Annotated in this window: 19 protein-coding genes and 1 riboswitch; of the genes, 4 read left to right on the top strand and 15 right to left on the bottom strand. The window is 71.8% G+C overall.

Features of this window, described 5'->3' with window-relative positions; all coding sequences use genetic code 11:
* Positions 1 to 79 precede the first annotated feature (79 nt).
* A complete protein-coding gene (locus ADK41_RS34115; RefSeq protein WP_030820512.1) occupies positions 80 to 1,222 on the bottom strand; it encodes a glycosyltransferase family 4 protein in 1,143 nt (380 codons plus the stop codon).
* A gap of 120 nt (positions 1,223 to 1,342) precedes the next feature.
* Here ADK41_RS34115 and ADK41_RS34110 point away from each other — a divergent pair, with 120 nt between their 5' ends.
* Positions 1,343 to 2,578 carry a glycosyltransferase family 87 protein gene (locus ADK41_RS34110; protein WP_030820506.1) on the top strand — a complete coding sequence of 412 codons (1,236 nt, stop codon included), beginning with the start codon at positions 1,343 to 1,345 and terminating at the stop codon, positions 2,576 to 2,578.
* Between the two features lie 363 nt (positions 2,579 to 2,941).
* Here ADK41_RS34110 and ADK41_RS34105 read toward each other — a convergent pair whose 3' ends face one another.
* The 5 genes from ADK41_RS34105 to ADK41_RS34085 form a co-directional block, all read right to left on the bottom strand.
* On the bottom strand, positions 2,942 to 4,132 hold the full coding sequence (locus ADK41_RS34105) for a hypothetical protein (RefSeq protein ID WP_030820504.1): 1,191 nt from the start codon (positions 4,130 to 4,132) through the stop codon (positions 2,942 to 2,944).
* Between the two features lie 33 nt (positions 4,133 to 4,165).
* Positions 4,166 to 5,179, bottom strand: a complete 1,014-nt coding sequence (locus ADK41_RS34100; RefSeq protein WP_030820502.1) for a C40 family peptidase — start codon at positions 5,177 to 5,179, stop codon at positions 4,166 to 4,168.
* Between the two features lie 176 nt (positions 5,180 to 5,355).
* Positions 5,356 to 6,396 carry a C40 family peptidase gene (locus tag ADK41_RS34095; RefSeq protein ID WP_030820500.1) on the bottom strand — a complete coding sequence of 347 codons (1,041 nt, stop codon included), beginning with the start codon at positions 6,394 to 6,396 and terminating at the stop codon, positions 5,356 to 5,358.
* 279 nt (positions 6,397 to 6,675) lie between these two features.
* Entirely contained in the window at positions 6,676 to 8,019 is a 1,344-nt protein-coding gene (locus ADK41_RS34090) for an NYN domain-containing protein (RefSeq protein WP_030820499.1), read from the bottom strand.
* Between the two features lie 65 nt (positions 8,020 to 8,084).
* On the bottom strand, positions 8,085 to 8,324 hold the full coding sequence (locus ADK41_RS34085; protein WP_004989130.1) for a hypothetical protein: 240 nt from the start codon (positions 8,322 to 8,324) through the stop codon (positions 8,085 to 8,087).
* A 156-nt stretch (positions 8,325 to 8,480) separates the two neighbouring features.
* On the opposite strand from ADK41_RS34085, the gene ADK41_RS34080 reads away from it, so the two are divergent.
* Both ADK41_RS34080 and ADK41_RS34075 read left to right on the top strand, forming a co-directional pair.
* Positions 8,481 to 9,215, top strand: coding sequence for a rhomboid family intramembrane serine protease (locus ADK41_RS34080; RefSeq protein ID WP_030820495.1), 735 nt, complete (start codon positions 8,481 to 8,483; stop codon positions 9,213 to 9,215).
* Complete coding sequence (locus ADK41_RS34075; protein WP_030820493.1) at positions 9,212 to 9,493, top strand: Lrp/AsnC family transcriptional regulator; 282 nt, start codon at positions 9,212 to 9,214, stop codon at positions 9,491 to 9,493. Before ADK41_RS34080 ends, ADK41_RS34075 begins: the two co-directional genes overlap by 4 nt.
* Before the next feature lie 110 nt (positions 9,494 to 9,603).
* On the opposite strand, the gene ADK41_RS34070 is transcribed toward ADK41_RS34075, so the two are convergent.
* The 6 genes from ADK41_RS34070 to ctaE form a co-directional block, all read right to left on the bottom strand.
* Complete coding sequence (locus tag ADK41_RS34070; protein ID WP_030820491.1) at positions 9,604 to 11,001, bottom strand: aminotransferase class V-fold PLP-dependent enzyme; 1,398 nt, start codon at positions 10,999 to 11,001, stop codon at positions 9,604 to 9,606.
* A 163-nt stretch (positions 11,002 to 11,164) separates the two neighbouring features.
* Positions 11,165 to 11,281, bottom strand: a riboswitch (SAM riboswitch).
* Between the two features lie 77 nt (positions 11,282 to 11,358).
* The gene (trpD, locus tag ADK41_RS34065) at positions 11,359 to 12,423 is read right to left on the bottom strand and encodes an anthranilate phosphoribosyltransferase (protein WP_030820490.1); all 1,065 of its coding nucleotides are present in this window, start codon (positions 12,421 to 12,423) and stop codon (positions 11,359 to 11,361) included.
* Positions 12,424 to 12,581: 158 nt separating this feature from the next.
* On the bottom strand, positions 12,582 to 14,219 hold the full coding sequence (gene qcrB / locus ADK41_RS34060) for a cytochrome bc1 complex cytochrome b subunit (protein ID WP_030820488.1): 1,638 nt from the start codon (positions 14,217 to 14,219) through the stop codon (positions 12,582 to 12,584).
* Positions 14,216 to 15,274 carry a cytochrome bc1 complex Rieske iron-sulfur subunit gene (gene qcrA / locus ADK41_RS34055; RefSeq protein WP_030820487.1) on the bottom strand — a complete coding sequence of 353 codons (1,059 nt, stop codon included), beginning with the start codon at positions 15,272 to 15,274 and terminating at the stop codon, positions 14,216 to 14,218. The genes qcrB and qcrA overlap by 4 nt, the downstream gene beginning before the upstream one ends.
* Positions 15,271 to 16,083 carry a cytochrome bc1 complex diheme cytochrome c subunit gene (gene qcrC / locus ADK41_RS34050; RefSeq protein WP_030820485.1) on the bottom strand — a complete coding sequence of 271 codons (813 nt, stop codon included), beginning with the start codon at positions 16,081 to 16,083 and terminating at the stop codon, positions 15,271 to 15,273. The genes qcrA and qcrC overlap by 4 nt, the downstream gene beginning before the upstream one ends.
* Before the next feature lie 80 nt (positions 16,084 to 16,163).
* Complete coding sequence (gene ctaE, locus ADK41_RS34045; protein WP_030820483.1) at positions 16,164 to 16,775, bottom strand: aa3-type cytochrome oxidase subunit III; 612 nt, start codon at positions 16,773 to 16,775, stop codon at positions 16,164 to 16,166.
* 227 nt (positions 16,776 to 17,002) lie between these two features.
* Here ctaE and ADK41_RS34040 point away from each other — a divergent pair, with 227 nt between their 5' ends.
* A complete protein-coding gene (locus ADK41_RS34040; protein WP_030820481.1) occupies positions 17,003 to 17,404 on the top strand; it encodes a response regulator transcription factor in 402 nt (133 codons plus the stop codon).
* A gap of 69 nt (positions 17,405 to 17,473) precedes the next feature.
* Here ADK41_RS34040 and ADK41_RS34035 read toward each other — a convergent pair whose 3' ends face one another.
* From ADK41_RS34035 to ADK41_RS34025, 3 genes are all read right to left on the bottom strand, one after another.
* Positions 17,474 to 18,760 (bottom strand): L,D-transpeptidase, encoded by a 1,287-nt coding sequence (locus tag ADK41_RS34035; protein WP_030820478.1) that lies wholly within the window; start codon positions 18,758 to 18,760, stop codon positions 17,474 to 17,476.
* Between the two features lie 122 nt (positions 18,761 to 18,882).
* Complete coding sequence (locus ADK41_RS34030) at positions 18,883 to 19,281, bottom strand: cytochrome c oxidase subunit 4 (protein ID WP_030820477.1); 399 nt, start codon at positions 19,279 to 19,281, stop codon at positions 18,883 to 18,885.
* The coding region (locus tag ADK41_RS34025) for a cbb3-type cytochrome c oxidase subunit I (RefSeq protein WP_199821900.1) at positions 19,278 to 19,818 on the bottom strand (541 nt) is incomplete at its 5' end. The genes ADK41_RS34025 and ADK41_RS34030, both read right to left, overlap by 4 nt.

Here is a 19,818-nt window from a genome sequence, read left to right as displayed (position 1 = left end):
CGCCGTCGGCGGGTGCGGGTTGTCTGTGGCTTGTCGCGCAGTTCCCCGCGCCCCTGGGGAGCTGCCCCCGAGGGCGTTCTCAGAGCAGCTTCTTCAGGTGCTCGGCCAACAGGTCCCAGCGCCACTTCTCCTCGACCCATTCGCGGCCCCGCTGCCCCATCCTGCGGCGCAGTTCCTCGTCGCCCAGGAGGGTGATGACGCGGTCGGCCGTCTGGTCGGCCGAGTCGCCCGGGACGACCCAGCCGGTCTCGCCGTCGAGGACCGCGTCGGGGGCGCCGCCGGAGTCGCCGGCGACCACCGGGAGGCCGGTCGCGGAGGCCTCCAGGTAGACGATGCCGAGGCCCTCGACGTCCAGGCCCCCGCGCCGGGTGCGGCACGGCATCGCGAAGACGTCCCCGGCGCCGTAGTGGGCGGGCAGCTCGGACCAGGGGACGGAGCCGGTGAAGCGGACGGCGGCGGCGACGCCCGTGTCCCTGGCGAGCCGGCGCAGGTCCTTCTCGTAGGGGCCGCCGCCGACGATCAGCAGGACGGCGTCCGGTTCGGCGGCCAGGATCGCGGGCATCGCCCGGATCAGCGTGTCCTGCCCCTTGCGCGGCACCAGCCGGGAGACGCACACGACCACCGGCCGGCCGGTCAGCCCGAGCCGGGCGCGGACCTCGGCGCCGCCCGAATCGGGGTGGAAGGTCTTCTCGTCGACCCCGGGCGGCAGTTGCACCATCCGCGAGGCGGCCCCGGGGGTGAGCGCCGAGGCGATCCGGGAGCGCGTGTACTCGCCGAGGTAGGTGATCGTGTCCGTGGAGTCCCCGATGCGGCACAGGAGTCGCCGCGCGGCGGGCAGCTGGGCCCAGCCGGCCTCGTGGCCGTGAGTGGTGGCCACGATCCGCTCGGCGCCCGCCCGGCGCAGCGCCGGCGCCATCAGGCCGAGCGGCGCCGCCGCCCCGAACCACACCGAGGTGCAGCCGTGCTCGCGCAGCAGCCCGACGGCCCGCCGGGTGGCGGCCGGGGTGGGCAGCAGCATGGTCGTACGGTCGCGTACGACGGTGAAGGGCTGCTCGGCGTCGAAGGCTGCGGTCGCCTCGACGCCCTCCCGGGAGCGCTTCCAGGTGGAGGCGTAGACGACGAGCCGCTCCGGGTCGAGCCGCAGCGCCATGTTGTGCAGGAACGCCTGGATGCCGCCGGGGCGGGGCGGGAAGTCGTTGGTCACGATCAGGGTCTTGTGCATCGCCGCCGACCCTACCGAACGGGGGTGCGCCGTCCGCCGCGGCGGTGCTCTGTGGCACGTACACCGGTGTCCGGGACATCATGGCCCCTCACGACCGCACACCGGACGGGCAGGGAGCAGATGAAGACGACGGCCGCACGGGGGTCCCTCGCCTGGCTGCTGCTCCTGTGGACACTGACGCGGGCCGCGCTGTCGCTGTGCGTCCTGAAGGTGATCGTCTTCCCCGGGCCGGACGTCACCAGCGACGTGTCGGTCATCTACCGGGGCTGGTACGACGTCCTGCGCACCGGGACGTTCCCGCTGGAGGACGTCACCTGGCAGTACCCGCCCGCCGCGGCCCTGGCGATCCTCTCCCCCGGCCTGCTGCCGTTCCTGGAGTACGCCACGGCGTTCTTCGTCCTGGCCTGTCTCGCCGATCTGGTCACGCTGTGTCTGCTGGGGTACGCCGGCCGGCGTCCCGGGCGGTCGCCGCGCGGCGCCTGGGTGTGGGCGGTGGGAGTGCCGCTGCTCGGGCCGACGGTGTACGCGCGCTACGACGTGATGGTGACCGCGGTCGCCGTGGCCGCGCTGCTGGCGGCCGGCCGGCATCCCCGGACGGCGGGGGCGCTCGCCGGTTTCGGGGCGCTGGTGAAGGTGTGGCCGGCGCTGCTGCTGCTCGCGGTGCGGCGGCGTGGTGCGTGGGTGTGCGCCGTGGGGACCGGTGTCGGCGTGGCCGTCCTGTTCGCCGTGCTGATGCCGGGCGCGTTCGCGTTCCTGTCCTTCCAGCGGGACCGGGGGACGGAGGTGGAGTCGCTGGGGGCGCTCGTCTTCCACGTGGCCCGGCACCACGGCTGGGACGGCGAGGTGCTGCTCAACTACGGCTCGGTCGAGTTCCTCGGCCCGTACGTGAGCTGGGTGAGCACGGGGGCGCTGTTCCTCAGCGGGGCCGCGCTGGCCTGGCTGGTGCTGTGGCGGATGATGGCCGTCCGTTTCGAGGCGCGGACCGTGGCCGACGCGGCGTTCGTGGCGGTGCTGATGTTCACCACGACGAGTCGGGTGATCAGTCCGCAGTACATGGTGTGGCTGGTCGGGCTCGGGGCGGTGTGCCTGTGCTTCCGCGGGAGCCGGATGGGGGTGCCGGTGGGGCTGGTGCTGGTTGCTTCGCTGGTGACGGTGCTGGAGTTTCCGGTGTGGTTCGCCCATGTCGTGGCCAGTGATGCGCTCGGGATCGCGCTGCTGGTGCTGCGCAACGGGCTGCTGGTGGGGGCGGCGCTGCTGGCGGCGCGTGTGCTGTGGTGTGCGACGGTTCCCCGGCGGCGTTCCGTTCCCCGGGTTCCCGGCCCGAGTCGTGCCGCCGAGGCGCGGGTCTCGTCCTGACCTCGGTGCGCAGCCCGGCGCTCACAGTGCCCCGCGCCGGTGCGGGCCGGGAGGATCGCGCTGCCCGGCGCCGACGGGGTGCCTCCCCCCGGAGGGGTACCCCCGGCGCCCACCCGCGCCCCCCTGCGGCACGACTGCCCGCCGCGAACGGCGGCCGCCGGACGGCCGGCGGTCAGCGGCGAGCGGGGGACGCCGGACGGCCAGCGACAGACGGCGGGCTGTGGTCTGTGGCCAGCGGCAGACGGCAGGCGCCGGACGGCGGGGGACGCCGGACGGCGGGGGACGCCGGACGGCCAGCGACAGACGGCCAACGGCGAGCTGCGGGCGACAGACGGCCAGCGGCGGGCCGCGGGGCGCGGTTGCTCAGGTCAGTGCGGTCCTCACGTAGTTCTGCCAGCGGGCGGTGAAGTCCTCACGGGTGGTGTCGAGGACTCGGTGCATCGCGTCCTCCACCGCGCCGTCGCGGTGCTCGTGTGCGCCCACCGCGCGGTAGAACTCGCCGAGGCGTTCCTCGCCCCAGTGCTCGGCGATGAGGCGGCAGGCCAGCCAGCCGCCCTCGTAGGCGCGGGCGAGGTGGTCCGCGTCGCCGGAGAAGCCGAAGTCCTCGTCGTCCGGCAGTCCCCCGGGCACCTCGCCCCGGCCCACCGCGTGGGCGAGCTCCGGTGCGACCTCCGCGGGGACGCGGTCGCCGCCGCGGTAGCCGACCCAGTCGGCGAACCCCTCGGACAGCCACAGCGGGGTCGCGGCGGAGGTGTGGGCACGGGTGGCGACGTGGGTGGTCTCGTGGGTGAGGACGACCTGCCGGCCCGAGTCGCCGAGCAGTCCGAAGGCGTCCGGGTTGACGATGACCCGGTCCGCCGGCGCCCGCCCGTCCGCGCCGGTGGCGCCGGTGGTGACCGCCGCGATCCCCCGGTAGGAGGAGGCGGGCGAGCCCAGCAGGCCCGCCATGCCCTCCAGGCTCCCCGGGACCAGGACGACCACGCTCCGGCTCCACCGCGGACCCCACGCGTCGGACACCGCGGGCACCGCGCGGTCGGCCAGTTCGGCGTAGTCCCGCAGCTTCCCGTCGGGCTGCCCGACGCCGAGGACGAGGCTCCGCCCGCCCCGGACGGCGCGTGCGGGGCCCTGGTCCCACAACTGCTGGCCGGACTCGCGCGCGGGCCGGTCGGAGTCGACGGACCAGCGGCCGTCGCGGTCCCTGCTCAGGCGCAGGGAGCGGGCGGTGGTGACCGGGGCCCGGTCGTGGCCCTCGACGCGGTAGCTCAGGTCGGCGGAGGCGGTGGCGGTGTCACCGGTGCGGTCGAGGGCGGTGACGCGGTAGGACCAGTCCGCGAACGGCATCGCGCGCAGGTTGTCGAACCCGTCCCGGGTGCCGGTACGGGCGTACGCGGCGGCGTCCCGGGCGAGGACGGCCTCCGCGCGGCGGTCGAGGAGGGACTGCACCTGCGCGCGTGCGGCGTCGACGGCCGGCCCCCCGCCGCACCCCACCAGGGAGACGAGCAGCAGACACAGCGCCGCCACCGACGCACCCGGCACCCGCCTTCGACCAGCCACCTTTCCGAGGGTACGGGCGCCGGGCCGGTGCGGTCAGACCCTGGTGACCGACGAGACCGGCATCATGCCGACCGGGTCGTAGCGCACCGGGGCGCCGGGGTGGGGCGCGTGGATCACCTGGCCGTTGCCCATGTACATCCCGACGTGGGAGGCGTCGGAGCGGTAGACGACCAGGTCGCCGGGGCGCGCCTCGGACAGCGGGACCTGCCGGCCGGCGTACCGCTGGGCCTGCGAGGTGCGCGGCAGCGCGACCCCGGCCTGGGCGTACGACCACTGGGTCAGTCCGGAGCAGTCGAAGGAGGACGGGCCGTCGGCGCCCCAGACGTAGGGCTTGCCGAGGGCGGAGCGGGCCGCCGCGACGGCGGCCGCCGCACGGCCCGAGGCGGGTGCCGGGCCCGGACCGAGCAGGTCCGCGCGTACGGAGCGGCCCGCGCGGTCCCAGGCGGCGCGTTCACCGGCCGGGAGGGAGCCGAGCAGCCGGCGGGCCTCGGTGAGCTTGCGTTCGACGGTCCGCTTGTGCGCGGCGACGGCCTTGCGGCTCTTCTCCAGCGCGCCCAGCTTCCCGGCCGCCTCCGCCCGGTCCTGGGCGAGGGAGCGCAGGGCGCTCCCCAGTCTCCTCAGCTCACCGGCCTGATGAACGGTGATCCGGTCCAGTACGGAGGCCTTCTCGAGGTAGTCCTCCGGGTCGTCGGAGAGCAGCAGGGCGAGGGCGGGGTCGAGGCCGCCGGAGCGGTACTGGGCGCCGGCGACCGAACCCAGCGACTCCCGCATGGTGTTGACGCGCTGCTGCTGCCGGGCGATGCCGTCCTGCGCGGCGGCGATCCGCCGGCGCAGTGCGTCGGCGCGCTCGTCGGCCTCGTTGTACGCCTCGGTCGCCTTCTCGGCCTCCCGGTACAGGCGGTCCACCTCGGCCCGGGTGACGTCGTACGGCGTGGCCGCGGCCGGTACGGCGACGAGGGCGGTGGCCGCCGCGGACAGCAGACCGAGGGCGACGGTGGCGCCCCGGTCGGATCCGGACGACGGTGCGGTACGGCGGTGGGACCCCACGGGAAGCCGCGCTCCTTCCACTGGCGGACGGGAAACGCGGCAGACAGTAGCCGTCACGGCGTCGGGCGGACCCTTGGCCGAGGCGACCGCGCACAGTGACGCCCCGCCTGTGACCTGCGTCGGAGGCGGGGCGTGGGGAAGATCGACGGGAGTGCGAATCCCCCGAACGGAGGCGGCTAGACGCGGACGCCGAACATGAACGGGCCGCCGATGGTGTTCATCGACTCGTAGCGCACGACGGTGCCGGTGCGCGGGGCGTGCAGCACCTGGCCGTTGCCCGCGTAGAGACCCACGTGGTGCAGGTCGTTGAAGAAGAAGACGAGGTCGCCGACCTTGAGCTGGCTCATCGAGTAGATCCTGGTGCCCGCGCCGGTCTGCGCCTCGGAGGTGCGCGGGATGCCGACGCCGGCCTGCGCGTACGCCCAGGAGGTCAGGCCGGAGCAGTCGAAGGAGGACGGGCCGGTGGCGCCGTAGACGTAGGGGGTGCCGATCTTGCTCTGGGCGGCGGCGAAGGCGGCGGCGGCGCGGCCGGAGCCGGCCGGGACGTTGACGGAGAGTGCCTCGCGCTCGCTGGTGCGGGTGGCGCGGCTCTCCTCCTGGGCGATCTCGGCCTTCTCCGCCGCGGTGAGGCTGTTGAGCAGCTTCTGCGCGGAGGAGAGCTTGCCCTGGACTTCCTTCTTCTTCTTGCCCAGTTCGGTGCGGGTGGCGGAGAGGTCCTCGAGCTTCTCGGAGGCCTCGGAGCGCTGCTGGGCGAGCTCGCGCTGCTTCCCCTGGATCTCCTTCAGCGCGTCGACCTGCTGGGCGCTCAACTGGTCGAGGGTGGACGCCTTGTCGAGGTAGTCGTCCGGGTCGGCGGAGAGGAAGAGCTGGACGGAGGGGTCGATGCCGCCGTTGCGGTACTGGGCGCTGGCCATCGAACCGAGGCCGTCGCGCAGCTCGTTGAGCTCCTGCTGGCCCTTGGCGACGTTGTCCTGGATGGTGGAGATCTCCTTCTGGAGCTTCTCCTGCTTCTCCTTGGCCCCGTTGTACTTCTCGGTGGCCTGCTCCGCCTGCTCGTAGAGCTTGTCGACCTTGGCCTTGACCTCGTCCTTGCTCGGCTTCTCGCTCGGGGCGGCGTTGGCGGCCTGTGAGCTCATGACGACGGCAGCTGCGGCAGCGGTGGTGAGCACGGTGACGCGTGCGCGGCTCGGCTGCTTGGGACGACGGTGGGACGCCACGGAGACGAGCTCCTTCTCGAGAGTGATCGCGCGAGCGAGGGTTCGAAGGGAGACCTTAGTGATTCTCTTGTGATCAGTTCAAATCCCTGGACGAGAAATCTCCGTCACAGCGGGTTTATTCGCTCCGAACTCACCTGCAGTGACGCCTCTTTGACGCTACGTTGCGTGACGGTTCCGTCAATTCGGTCATAGGCCCTGTACGTTGCGCGAGGTACGGATGTGAATGAGGTGTGAGGTAAGCCTTTTGAGGGAGGTTTCGCGCGCGCCGCTTCGGAAGCGCTACGCGAGCCGCTTCAGGAGCACCGCCGAGGCGACCGGGCGGGCGCCCGCGCGGGCCACTCCGTCGGCGACCTCACGGTCGGTGGAGGCGACGATGACGGGCCGGCCCGGCGGCTCGGCGCGCACCAGCTGGCGGATCAGCTCGTCGGCGGTGACGCCCGGCTTGGAGAACAGCACCCGCACGCCGCGCGGCGGGGCGAGCAGCACCGGCGCGGCCAGTTCGGCGCCGTCGAAGACACAGGTCACCTCGGCGCCGGTCTGGGCGGCGAGCTGGGCGAGCTGGCCCAGCAGGCGCAGGCGCTGCTTCTCCAGGGGCATCTGGGGATAGCCGGTCTTGGTGACGTTGTAGCCGTCGACGACCAGATGCGCCTGCGGCAGCGCCAGCAGCTGGTCGAGGATGGCCGGGTCGTGCTCGGACAGCGCGCGGGCGGCGATGTCCTTCGGGGTCATGCGGCCGGGCTCGACGGCGTCCACGGTCTCGGCGGGCCGGACGGACACGGGGGGCAGCGCCAGCTCCCGGCGGAGCCCCTGGGCGGCGTCCAGCACGGTGTCCAGCAGCAGCCGGACCCGCATGTCCTCCACGCTGCGGCCCTCCCGGGCGGCCCGGCGGGCGGCCTCCAGCGCGGCCTCGGTCTCCCCCAGCCGGGCCTTGAGGCGCCGGCTCTCGCTCTCGGCGGCCGACACCTGGGCCTGGCCCTCGGCACGCACGGTCTCCATCTCGCCCCGCAGCTTGCGCGCGGCGGCCTCGCCGCGCCTGACGTCGCTGAGGGCGGAGCGCAGCTTGCGGTGCAGCGACTCGGCTTCCTTCTTCGCCGCCTCCAGCTCGGTGCGCAGCCGCTCGGTCTCGGACCTGGTGTGCTCACGGGCCCGGTCGAGTTCGGCGCGCAGCCGCTCCAGCTCGGCCCTGGTCTCCTCGTCGGCGCGCTCGGCGTCGGCGCGCTGGACCTCCTCGCCGGCGGCGGTCACCAGCTTGACCCAGCCGGGCGGGCGGAGCACATAGGCCGCGGCCGCCACGTCGAGCGGGTCCGCGGCCGGGGGCGGGGAGCCGGAGTCGAGGGCGCCGGTCAGCTCCGGCTGGGCCTCTCTGAGTTTCTCCCCGATGCGCTGCCGGAACACCGGATCGGTCTCCAGGGCCGCGGCCATGGCGTTGCCGGCGAACTTGGCGCGGCGGTTCGGGGCGAAGCGCGCGTACTGCCGCAGCTGGGCGGGCAGCTCCACGACCGTGAGCCCGCCGAAACCGTCGGCGACGATCTGGACGACCTTGCGGCGCACTCCGTCGGGCAGCGGACGGTCGAGCACCTCGGCGGCGCCGTCCTGCGGCCCCCCGCCCGTGGTCTCCACCATCCGTCACACCCCCATGCCTGTGTGCGGCCCCGTGCGGGGTCGCCGTCAGCGGGGCCTGCTCCCGCTCAGGAGCCGGCGCCCGGCCTGTCCACGAGTTCCACCTGGTCCACGGCGTTGCACCAGCGGCACCGCACCGACTCGATGGTCTCATCGAGCACCTCGCGCTCCTCGACCCTGGGCTCTCCGGCCAGATCGAGGTGCACGTACTCGACGACCTTCGACGAGCGGGTCACGTCGAAGCGGGTGAGGTTGCCGCACAGGGTGCAGCGCCACCGCGTCGAGGCGGTCGGCAGAGGAACCGTCATCGTGGCTGTTCGCCTTCCTTCCAGTGTCCGTGACGCACCGGCTCCCCGGTGCGTATGGCTCGTAACCCTACGGCCTGGCGGACGCCCGCCGCCCGCCCGTCCACGGCGGCGAGGCGGTCTGTGCGGTTGCGTCCGGTTACGTCATGCTCTGTATTCATGATCCGCAACTGGGGCGCGTCGGCCGCCGGGGCGATCCGGGGCACCTCCGCGCCGGTGACCCACACCCTCATCGTGCTGTGCTGCCTGGTCTTCCTGATCGGGCCGGCCTCCGGCCTGCATCCGGCCCACGGCACCGGTGAGGAGCTGCTGGACGCGCAGAGGGCCTATTTCCGGCGCTGGGGCGTCATCCCCGCAGACCTGTTCGAAGGATCCCCCGGTGCCCTCCTCACCCCTGCCACGGCGCTGTTCGTGCACGGCGGCTGGGTGCACCTGCTCGGCAACATGCTGTTCCTCCACGTCTTCGGAGCGATGGCCGAGGCACGGATGGGCCGGGTGCGGTTCACCCTGTGCTACGCCGGCTGCGGCTACCTCGCGCTGCTGGGGTACGCCGCCGCCAACGCGGACTCCGAGCGGTCCCTGGTCGGCGCCTCCGGGGCGATCTCGGCGGTGCTCGGCGCGTTCCTCTTCCTGTTCCCCCGGGCCCGGGTGACCAGCCTGCTGCCGTTCCTGTTCTTCCTGCCGGTGCGCCTGCCGGCGTGGGTGGTGCTGCCGTTCTGGGCGGCGCTGCAGTGGGCGGCGGCGGGGCGGGCGGGCGCGGGGCCCGGGGTGGCGTACCTGGCGCACCTGATCGGGTTCGGGCTGGGCTTCGGCTACGCGTGGGGGCGTTTCGGCGGGGCGACTACAGTGAGGACCGCCCCTGCTCCGGCCCCCGAGGGAGAGAACCAGCCGTGATCACCGCGATCGTCCTCATCAAGACCAGTGTGGACCGGATCCCCGAGATCGCGGAGCGGATCGCCGCGCTGGACAGCGTCAGCGAGGTCTTCTCCGTCACCGGCACCTACGACCTGATCGCCATGGTGCGGGTCCGTGAGCACGAGGACCTGGCGGAGGTCATCCCCGGCCGGATCAGCAAGATCCCGGGCGTCGAGGGCACCGACACGCACGTGGCGTTCCGTACGTACTCGCAGCACGACCTGGAGGCGGCGTTCGCCATCGGGCTGGACAGCTGACGCTCCTCAACGCCGGAGAGGCTGAAACTCAGCCTCTCCGGCGTTGAGGAGCGGGGTCCGGGGCGGAGCCCCGGGTTCGGGACGGGAAGGGGCGGCGGGGCGAGGATCCCTCAGGCGGACGTGTCCGGGACGCAGCGGCCGTCCACCGTGCGGTAGCTCCAGCGGGCGCCGTCCCGCACGAGTTCGCGCACCGCGCGCACGAAGCGCTCCACGTGCTCGTCCGGCGTGCCCGCGCCGAAGCTGACCCGGACGGCGTCGAAGGACTTCCCGCCGGGCGCCGCCCCGGGGGCGCCGCACTCGCCCCGGGTCCCCGGGTCGCCGCCGAGCAGCGTGCGCACCAGCGGGTGCGCGCAGAACAGTCCGTCGCGCACGCCGATGCCGTACTCGGCGGAGAGCGCGGCGGCGAAGTGGGAACCGTTCCAGCCCTCGACGACGAAGGAGAGCACGCCGACGCGCGGGGCGTCGTCCCCGAACAGGGACAGGAACCGCACCTCGGGCACGTCCGCGAGCCCTTCGCGCACCACGCGGATCAGCTCCTTCTCGCGGGCGACCAGGGCGTCGAACCCGGCCTCGGTGAGCGCCTTGCAGGCGGAGGCGACGGCGTGGGCGCCGATGACGTTGGGCGAGCCGGCCTCGTGGCGGGCGGCGCCCTCGTGCCACTCCACGTCCACTCCCCCGTCCGCGCGCCGGGTGACCGTGCGGCTGGCGCCGCCGCCCGCGAGGTAGGGCCCGGCCTCCCGGAGCCAGTCGGCGCGGCCGGCCAGCACCCCGGAGCCGAAGGGCGCGTACAGCTTGTGCCCGGAGAAGGCGACCCAGTCGACGTCCAGGTCCCGCACGCTCACCGGGTGGTGCGGGGCGAGCTGGGCGGCGTCCAGCACGATCCGGGCGCCGTGCGCGTGTGCGGCGGCGGCCAGCTCCCGTACGGGCCACAGCTCGCCGGTGACGTTGGAGGCGCCGGTGACGCAGACCAGGGCGGGGCCGTGCGGGTCGCGGTCGGCGAGGGCGCGCTCCAAGGTCTCCACGGCCTGCCGGGGGCTGCGCGGGGCGTCCAGGTAGGTGACCCGCGCGTTGCTCCCCCTGCGCCCTGCGGCGTGGGGGGACCCCCAGGGCAGCAGGGAGGCGTGGTGCTCGGTCTCGAAGACGAAGACCTCGCAGCCGTCGGGGAGCGCCGCGGCGAGCAGGTTGAGCGAGTCGGTGGTGGACCGGGTGAACACCACCTGATCGCCGGTACGGCAGTCGAGGAACTCGGCGACGGTCCGGCGGGCGTTCTCGAACAGGTCGGTGGAGAGCTGGGAGAGGTACCCGGCGCCCCGGTGGACGCTGCCGTAGTACGGCGCGTAGGCGGCCACGTCGTCCCACACCCGCTGGAGGGCGGGGGCGCTGGCGGCGTAGTCGAGGGCGGCGTAGGCGACCTCGCCGCCGGTGACGAGGGGGACGGTGACGTCCTGGCCGAGGACGGGCAGCGGGGCACGGACGGACGGGGCGGCGGCAGCAGTGGAGACGGACATGACGGAGCTCCCGGTGAGGCGGGCGGAACCCCCGCGCGAGCGCGCGTCGCTCGAGCGCGGAGGGAAGGGTGAAAGGGGTGCGCGGAGGCGGGGCTCGGCGGCCCTAGCGCATTCGCTTGCTCACGGAAGACTCCTCGACGACCAGGACCCCTGGCGTGCGAGGGGTCCGCGCTTGCCGTGCGCCTTGCTGCTCACGGCCCGGTCTTCACCCGGGGCACCCCGCCACGGACGGAGGGTTGCCGGACAGCCGGCCGGGGCCTGATGGCTGTCACTCATGACCTGGACAGGAAAGTACGGGAAACGATCGACGTCCCGCAACCCGTGTCCGGATCGCGGGACGTCGTACGCGTCCCGCGGCTACGCGTTGCTGACGGCCACCCAGCGCTCCAGGACCCGCTTGGCGGCCCCCGAGTCGATCGACTCGGCCGCCTTCGCCATCCCGGCGCGGATCTGCTCCGTCAGGGTGCCGTCGCCCGGCTCCAGGGCCACCAGCGCCGCCGCCGAGTTCAGCAGCACCGCGTCCCGCACGGGACCGGGTTCGCCGTCGAGGAGCCGGCGGGCGACCTCGGCGTTGTAGGAGGCGTCGGCGCCGCGCAGCGCCTCCACGGGCACCAGCTCGATGCCGACGTCACGCGGGTCGAAGGCCTCCTCCTCGACCTCGCCGTCGCGGACCACCCACACCCGGGAGGTGGCGGTGGTCGTCAGCTCGTCCAGGCCGTCGTCGCCGCGGAACACCAGCGAGGAGTGACCGCGTCCGGCGAAGACGCCGGCGATGATCGGGGCCATCCGGGCGTCGGCCACGCCGATGGCCTGCGACCGCACCTTGGCCGGGTTGGTCAGCGGGCCCAGGAAGTTGAAGACCGTCCGCACCCCGAGCTGGCCGCGCGCCGCCGCGACGTGGCGCAGCGCCGGGTGGAACTTCACCGCGAAGCAGAAGGTGATCCCGGCCTCCTCGGCGACCTCGGCGACCCGTCGCGGGGTCAGTTCCAGGTTGACGCCGAGCTTCTCCAGGACGTCGGAGGCGCCGGACGCGGAGGAGGCGGCCCGGTTGCCGTGCTTGACGACCTTCGCGCCGGTGCCGGCCACGACGATCGAGGACATCGTGGAGATGTTCACCGTCCTGGCGCCGTCCCCGCCGGTGCCGACGATGTCGACGGTGGCGCCCGGCACCTCGATCACGTTGGCGTGGTCGTACATCGCCCGTACGCAGCCGGTGATCTCCTCGACGGTCTCGCCCTTGGCCCGCAGGGACACCGCGAACCCGGCGATCTGCGCGTCGGTCGCCTCGCCGCGCATGATCAGGTCCATCGCCCAGGCGGTGTCGTCGGCGGACAGGTCCCGGCCGTCCAGCAGTCCGTTCAGCAGGGCGGGCCAGGAGCGGCCCGCCGCGGTGTCGCCTCCAGCGGGGGTCACAGCGCTCATGGCCGCTCCTGATGGTCGGAAGAAGAAGGGTCCGGGAGCCCGGCGGGGCCCCGGACTCCACCCTATCCAGCTCCGGGGACGGCGAAGGGCCCCCGTCCGCAGAACGGACGGGGGCCCTTCGCCGTCGTGTGGCGACTGAGGTGAGGCGCGGAAGGTGATCAGTGGTGGCCGTGGCCGCTCGTGATCTCCTTGTACTCCTCGACGGTCGGCTTCGGAATCTGGGACTCCTCGCCGTAGTAGCCCTTGCTCAGCTTGGCGCGCAGCTTCTCGGTCGCCTTCACCTTGCGCCGGACGCCGTTCTCGTCGACCGTCGGGCCGATCTCGACCGGCTTGTACTGCTCGTGCGCCGTGAGGGTGTACATCTGCTCCTGGCTGAGCGGCTCGTGCACCTCGATGAACTCACCGTGCGGCAGGCGCTTGATGATGCCCGACTCGCGGCCGTGCAGCACCTTCTCCTTGTCCCGGCGCTGGAGGCCGAGGCAGATCCGCTTGGTGACGACGAACGCGATGACCGGGCCCACGAAGAAGCCGATGCGGACGAACCAGGTGACCGCGTTGATCGAGAGGTTGAAGTGGGTGGCGAAGATGTCGTTGCCACCGCCGATCAGCATGATCATGTACGCCGTGACCCAGGCGACGCCGAAGGCCGTACGGGTCGGGGCGTTGCGCGGCCGGTCCAGGATGTGGTGCTCGCGCTTGTCCCCGGTGATCCAGGACTCGATGAACGGGTAGAGCGCGATGATCGCCAGGAAGAGGCCGAAGACCACCAGCGGGACGAAGACGCCCAGGACCAGGGTGTGGCCCCAGAAGTTGATCTCCCATCCGGGCATGGCGCGGACCAGGCCCTCGGCGAAGCCCATGTACCAGTCGGGCTGGGCGCCCGTGGAGACCATGTCCGGCCGGTAGGGGCCCAGAACCCAGATCGGGTTGATGGTCGCGATGCCGGCGATCAGGGCGGTGAAGCCGAAGACCAGGAAGAAGAAGCCTCCCGCCTTGGCCATGTAGACCGGCAGCAGCGGCATGCCCACGACGTTCTTGTTGGTCCGTCCGGCACCCGCGAACTGCGTGTGCTTGTGGTAGAAGACCAGGATCAGGTGGGCGACCACCAGGCCGAGCATGATGCCCGGCAGCAGCAGGATGTGGATCGAGTAGAACCGCGCGACGAAGTCGGTGCCGGGGAACTCTCCGCCGAACAGGAACATCGAGATGTACGTGCCGACGATCGGCACGGACAGGATCGCGCCCTGGGTGAAGCGGACACCGGTTCCGGAGAGCAGGTCGTCCGGCAGCGAGTAACCGGTGAAACCGGTGAACATGCCGAGGACGAACAGCAGGAAGCCGAACAGCCAGTTGATCTCACGCGGCTTGCGGAACGCGCCGGTGAAGAACACGCGCATCATGTGCACGAACATGCCGGCCAGGAAGATGACCGCGGCCCAGTGGTGGATCTGCCGGATCAGCAGACCGCCACGGACGTCGAAGCTGATGTCCAGCGTGGACTTGTAGGCCTCGCTCATCAGCTGGCCCTGCAGCGGGACGTAACTGCCGTGGTACTCCACCTCGTTCATCGACGGGTGGAAGAACAGCGTCAGGTACACACCCGTGAGGATGATGATGAGGAAGCTGTAGAGGCAGATCTCGCCCAGCATGAAGGACCAGTGGTCCGGGAAGATCTTGCGCATGTTGGCCTTGGCCAGGGAGTAGATCCCCAGCCGGCCGTCGGCCCAGTCGGCGACGCGTTCGCCGGCCGGCGCCTTCCCGCGCGAACGGGACTCGGGGGTCGTCGTAGTACTCATCCGCGCTCCCAGAAGGCAGGACCGACGGGCTCGTCGAAGTCGCCGAGCGCTTCGAGGTAGCCCTCGTCGTTCACGCCGATGCGCAGCTGCGGCAGGGCGTGGCCGGCGGGACCGAAGATCACCCGGGCACCGTCGGCGAGGTCGAAGGTGGACTGGTGGCAGGGGCACAGGACGTGGTGCGTCTGCTGCTCGTACAGGGAGATCGGGCAACCCACGTGGGTGCAGATCTTCGAGTACGCGAGGATCCCCTCGTGTCCCCACTCCATCGTGCGCTTGTCCTTGATGTCGTCCGGCTTGATCCGGACCAGCATCAGGGCGGCCTTGGCGATCTCGTTCTGGAAACCGTGCTCGTCCTCCTCCAGGCCCTCGGGCTTGGCGAAGGTCAGCGAACCGGTGATGAGGTCGGACGGCCGCAGCGGCTCGTTGGTGTTCATGTTGACGAGCAGCTTGCCCTTGCCCCACAGGGTGTGGCGCAGCTTGGTCTCGGGCAGCGGGCCGAGCTCGCGCAGCAGCACGACGCCGGACAGCGGCACCAGGGTGAGCGCGCCGAACATGGTGGTGCGGATCAGCTTGCGGCGGCCCAGCTGCGACTCCTTGGCACCCTGCCGGAAGTCGTCCATGACCTTGGACCGGAGCTCCTGCGGCGCCTCGATGGCGTGCCGCTCGTCGGTCAGCTCCTCGTCGGACATCAGGGTGCGGGCCCAGTGGACCGCGCCCGCGCCGATGGCGAACAGCGCGATGCCGAGCGTCACGCCGAGCGCGAAGTTCAGGGCGCCGATGTGACCCAGCGGGAAGATGTAGACGATCTTCTCCACCGGGATCGCCACGAACGAGGCGATGAAGCCGACGGTGGCCAGCATCGACAGCGTGAACAGCAGGGCGACCGCGCGCTCGGACCGCTTGGCGGCCCGCTCGTCGACGTCCTGGATCCGGTGCTCATGGGGCGGCAGGCCCGGGTCGGCGAACGGGTTCTTCTCGTCCGCGACCTTCACCGCGCCGTGGGCGGTGTCCTGCGCTGCGGGCAGGTTCTCTTCGGGAATGTCTTGGCTACTCATGACTTCTTGGCCTTTGCGGTCCGAGCGGCGACCCACACAGCGACGGCGATCAGTCCGCCGAGACCGAAGATCCAGCCGAACAGGCCCTCGCTGACCGGGCCCAGCCCGCCCAGCGACATGCCGCCCGGGCTCTCGGACTGGTCGGTGTTGACCTCGCCCAGGTACGCGATGATGTCCTTCTTGTTCTGCTCCGACAGCGTGCTGTCGGGGAAGGAGGGCATGTTCTGCGGGCCGGTGAGCATGGCCTCGTAGATGTGCTTGGGGGCGACGTCCTCCAGGGTGGGGGCGTACTTGCCGTGCGTGAGCGCACCGCCCTTGCCGGTGAAGTTGTGGCACTGCGCGCAGTTGTTGCGGAACAGTTCGCCGCCCTTGGCGATGTCGGCGCCCTGGGGGCCGTACTGCTCCTCGGTGGGCACGGCCGGGCCGGCGCCCAGGGAGGCGATGTACGCCGCCAGCTGGTCGATCTCGGCCTGCGTGTAGACGGCCGGCTTGACGGGGGCCTGTGCGGCCTGCGAGGTGGCGGCCGGCATGCGGCCGGTGCTCACCTGGAAGTCGACGGCGGCGGCGCCCACGCCCACCAGGCTCGGGCCGTCGGAGGTGCCCTGACCGCCGGTGCCGTGGCAGCTGGCGCAGCCGACCGCGTAGAGCTTCTTGCCCTCCTCGATGGTGAGGGACTGGGCGGTTTCGTCGGCCTGCGCCTTGTCCGCGGGTGCGAACACGGCGTAGAGCCCCCCGGTGCATGCCAGCGCGAGGAGTAGGACGACGAGCGCCGCCAGCGGATGGCGTCGTCGTGCGGAGAGCTTTTTCACGGATTACCCCGGTGTCAGGATCTTCTGCGTCGATGCTTCTGGTTGGTGCGCCCACGAGGAGCGCGCGGTTGCGGGTCCGGCTACTTGATCATGTAGATCGTGGCGAAGAGGCCGATCCAGACGACATCGACGAAGTGCCAGTAGTAGGACACGACGATGGCCGCGGTCGCCTGCTCGTGAGTGAACCTCTTGGCCGCGTAGGTTCGGCCCAGGACCAGCAGGAAGGCGATGAGACCGCCCGTCACGTGCAGGCCGTGGAAGCCGGTGGTCAGGTAGAACGCCGAGCCGTACGGGTCGGAGGAGAGGGACAGGCCCTCGTGCTTGACCAGCTCGGTGTACTCGAAGACCTGACCGCCGATGAACACCGCGCCCATGATGAAGGTGACGATGAACCACATCCGGAGCTTCTTCACGTCACCGCGCTCGGCGGCGAAGACGCCGAGCTGGCAGGTGAGGGAGGAGAGCACCAGGATCGTGGTGTTCGTCGCCGAGAACGGGAAGTTCAGCAGGTCGGCCTTCTCCGACCAGAAGTCGGGTCCCGTCACCGATCGCAGGGTGAAGTACATCGCGAAGAGGGCCGCGAAGAACATCAGCTCGGAACTCAGCCAGATGATGGTTCCGACGCTGGTGAGGTTCGGTCGGTTGACCGACGGGTGCGCGTGCCCGGTATCTACTGTCGTTGCTGTCGCCACGCCGACATTATGTCGGTCGCTTATCCCGCCCTCACTCCCGGGGGTGCCGTTCGGTGTGTTCAGCCCTCCTGGACTGCCCGTATGGCCCATCCGGAGGCCGCGACGGGGCCGTTTCGAAGGTGCGTCCGAACCAGTGTTGACAGACGGTCGGAGGGGGTAGCATCCGCGCCATCGGTACCCGAAGTTCCCGACAGAGCCGTGCCCTCTCTCTTACGCGTGGAGGAACAATGCAGGCGACCGCCACGGTGCTGGTCTACAGCGACGACGCCAACACCCGGGAGCAGGTGCGGCTCGCCACCGGGCGGCGGCCGGCGCCGGACGTGCCCGTCGTGGAGTTCGTGGAGTGCGCGACCCCGGCGGCCGTGCTGGCGGAGCTCGACCGGGGCGGCATCGACGTGTGCGTGCTGGACGGCGAGGCCGTGCCGATGGGGGGCATGGGGATGTGCCGGCAGATCAAGGACGAGGTGTTCGACTGCCCGCCGGTGCTCCTGCTGATCGGGCGGCCGCAGGACGCGTGGCTCGCCACGTGGAGCCGGGCGGAGGCGGCGGTCACCCTGCCGGTGGAGCCGGTGGAGTTCGCCTCGGCGCTGGCTTCGCTGCTGCGGCGGAAGCACCTGCAGAGCGCCTAGGGACCAGGTCCCTCCTGTGACGCGGCGACCGCGGGTCCGTCGTGGCCGGTCCGCGCCCCTTTCGGGGCGCTACACGGTCGTCGGGCGGAGGCGTGCGGCCTCGCCGGTGCCCCGGGGCGTGCTGCCGGCCACCAGGGCGCTGCCCGCCCGCCACTCGGCCCAGTCGAGGTTCCAGTCGCCGTAGCCGTTGCCGAAGGGTTCCATCGTGTCGCCGTCCGAGTTCTCGACCGTGACGACGTCGCCCTCGCGGACGGTGTCGAAGAACCACTGCGCGTCCTCGGTGCTCATGCCGACACAGCCGTGGCTGACGTTGTCGTAGCCCTGGGAGCCGACGGACCAGGGGGCGGCGTGCACGTACTCGCCGCTCCAGGTCACCCGGGTGGCGAACTCGACGTCCATGTCGTACGACTCCGTCGAGCCCTCGGCGATGCCGACGGTGGTGCTGCGCATACGTACGAGGCGTTCCTTGGCGAGCACGACCTTGACGCCGTTGCGGGTCTCGAAGCCGGGCTTGCCGGTGGTGACGGGGATCTGCTTGATCTCCTCGTCGTTCTTGTAGACCGTCAGCCGGTGCTCGGCGGCGTCGGTGACGGCTATCACCCGGTCGCCGGTGCGGATCGTCAGGGGCTTGGACCTGCCGCCCCGCAGCCGGTCGTTGACCTTGACGCCCTCCAGGGCGCTGCGCACGCTGACGGTGGCGTGGGCGGGCCAGTAGTCCCGGGGGCGGTAGTGCAGCTTCTTGTCGTCCACCCAGTGCCAACCGCCGGACACGGCGGGGGTGGACTCGACCGTCAGGGCGCGCTCCACGACGGCCCGCTGGGCGCGGTCCTTGACGGGTGCGCTCAGCTCGGCGGTGAGGGGCTGGCCGACGCCGTACGTGCCCGCCCCGGGGCCGAAGGTGACGGCCAGGCGCTTGGCGGCGGTGGCGGCGGGTCCGCCGGTGGTGAAGGTGAGGACCCTGCGGCCGGGCGCCCCGTCCTCGTCCTCGGTGCTCACCCGGACCGTGTAGCGGGCGTGGGCGGCCAGCGGGGAGGTGCTGTGCCAGCGGCTGCCGTCGGCGGCCAGTTCGCCCGTCACACGGCGTCCCGAGGCGTCCACGGCGGTGACGTCCGTGATGCGCCCGTCGGGGTCCTCGGCGACGATCTCCAGGGGTTCGTCGGGGTCGGCCTTCCCGCCGTCCTCCACGGACCCGCTGAAGGAGATCCGGTCCGCCGCGTCGTAGGGCTCCGCGGACAGCGGGTCGCCGTCGGAGGAACAGCCCGCGACGCCCGCGCCGAGGGCGATCACCAGCAGCGCGCGGCCGACGACGCGGCTCCGCCCGGCGCCCGCGCTACGAGGGGACTCGATGCGTCTCATGGCCTCACGCTAGGAACCCGCGCCCTTCCCGGCTCACCGGACGGTCCGAACGGGTGAGACGACGACGAGGGGCCCGGGCCCTCCTGGTGGAGAGTCCGGGCCCCTCGGGGGCGACGCCCTTGTTACTGGGTGCGGTTCTCACCGCGGTAGTACTCGAAGACCCAGCCCCAGAGGCCGATCAGGAGCAGCGGCGCCGAGAAGTACATCAGCCACCAGCCGATCGCGACGCCCATGAAGGCCAGGGCACCGCCCACGGCCAGGGCGAGCGGCTGCCAGCTGTGCGGGCTGAAGAACCCGACCTCGCCGGCGTCGTCGGCGACGTCCGCCTCCTTGTTGTCCTGCGCGCCCACGTCGACCCGCCGGGCCGTGAAGCCCAGGTAGAAGCCGATCATGATGCTCAGGCCGAAGGCCAGGAAGAGGGCGGTGGTGCCGACCGGCTCCTTCGACCACACGCCGTAGACCACGGCGATGAGGAGGAAGAAGAAGCTCAGCCAGATGAACATCTTGCCCTGGATCTTCACTTGCCGGCCTCCTTGCTGCCGGAGAGGGCCTTCTCACCGTGACCGGCGTTCTCGAGCTCGTCGAGCGCGGCGATCTCCGGGTGGTGCAGGTCGAACGCCGGGGATTCGCTGCGGATCTTCGGCAGGGTGAGGAAGTTGTGCCGCGGCGGCGGGCAGGAGGTCGCCCACTCCAGGGAGCGGCCGTAGCCCCACGGGTCGTCGACGGTGACCGGCTTGCCGTACTTGGCCGTCTTCCAGATGTTGTAGAAGAACGGCAGCATCGACATGCCGAGCAGGAACGAGGCGATCGTGGAGACCGTGTTCAGCGCGGTGAAGCCGTCGGCCGCGAGGTAGTCCGCGTACCGGCGCGGCATGCCCTCGACACCCAGCCAGTGCTGGACCAGGAAGGTGCCGTGGAAGCCGACGAACAGCGTCCAGAAGGTGATCTTGCCGAGGCGCTCGTCGAGCATCTTGCCGGTGAACTTCGGCCACCAGAAGTGGAAGCCGGCGAACATCGCGAAGACGACCGTGCCGAACACCACGTAGTGGAAGTGCGCC

This window comes from Streptomyces caelestis (genome assembly GCF_001279005.1).
GTDB classification, from domain to species: Bacteria; Actinomycetota; Actinomycetes; order Streptomycetales; family Streptomycetaceae; genus Streptomyces; species Streptomyces heliomycini.
The sequence above is the reverse complement of the archived record's forward strand: the minus strand, read 5'-3'. Positions and strand labels throughout refer to the sequence as shown.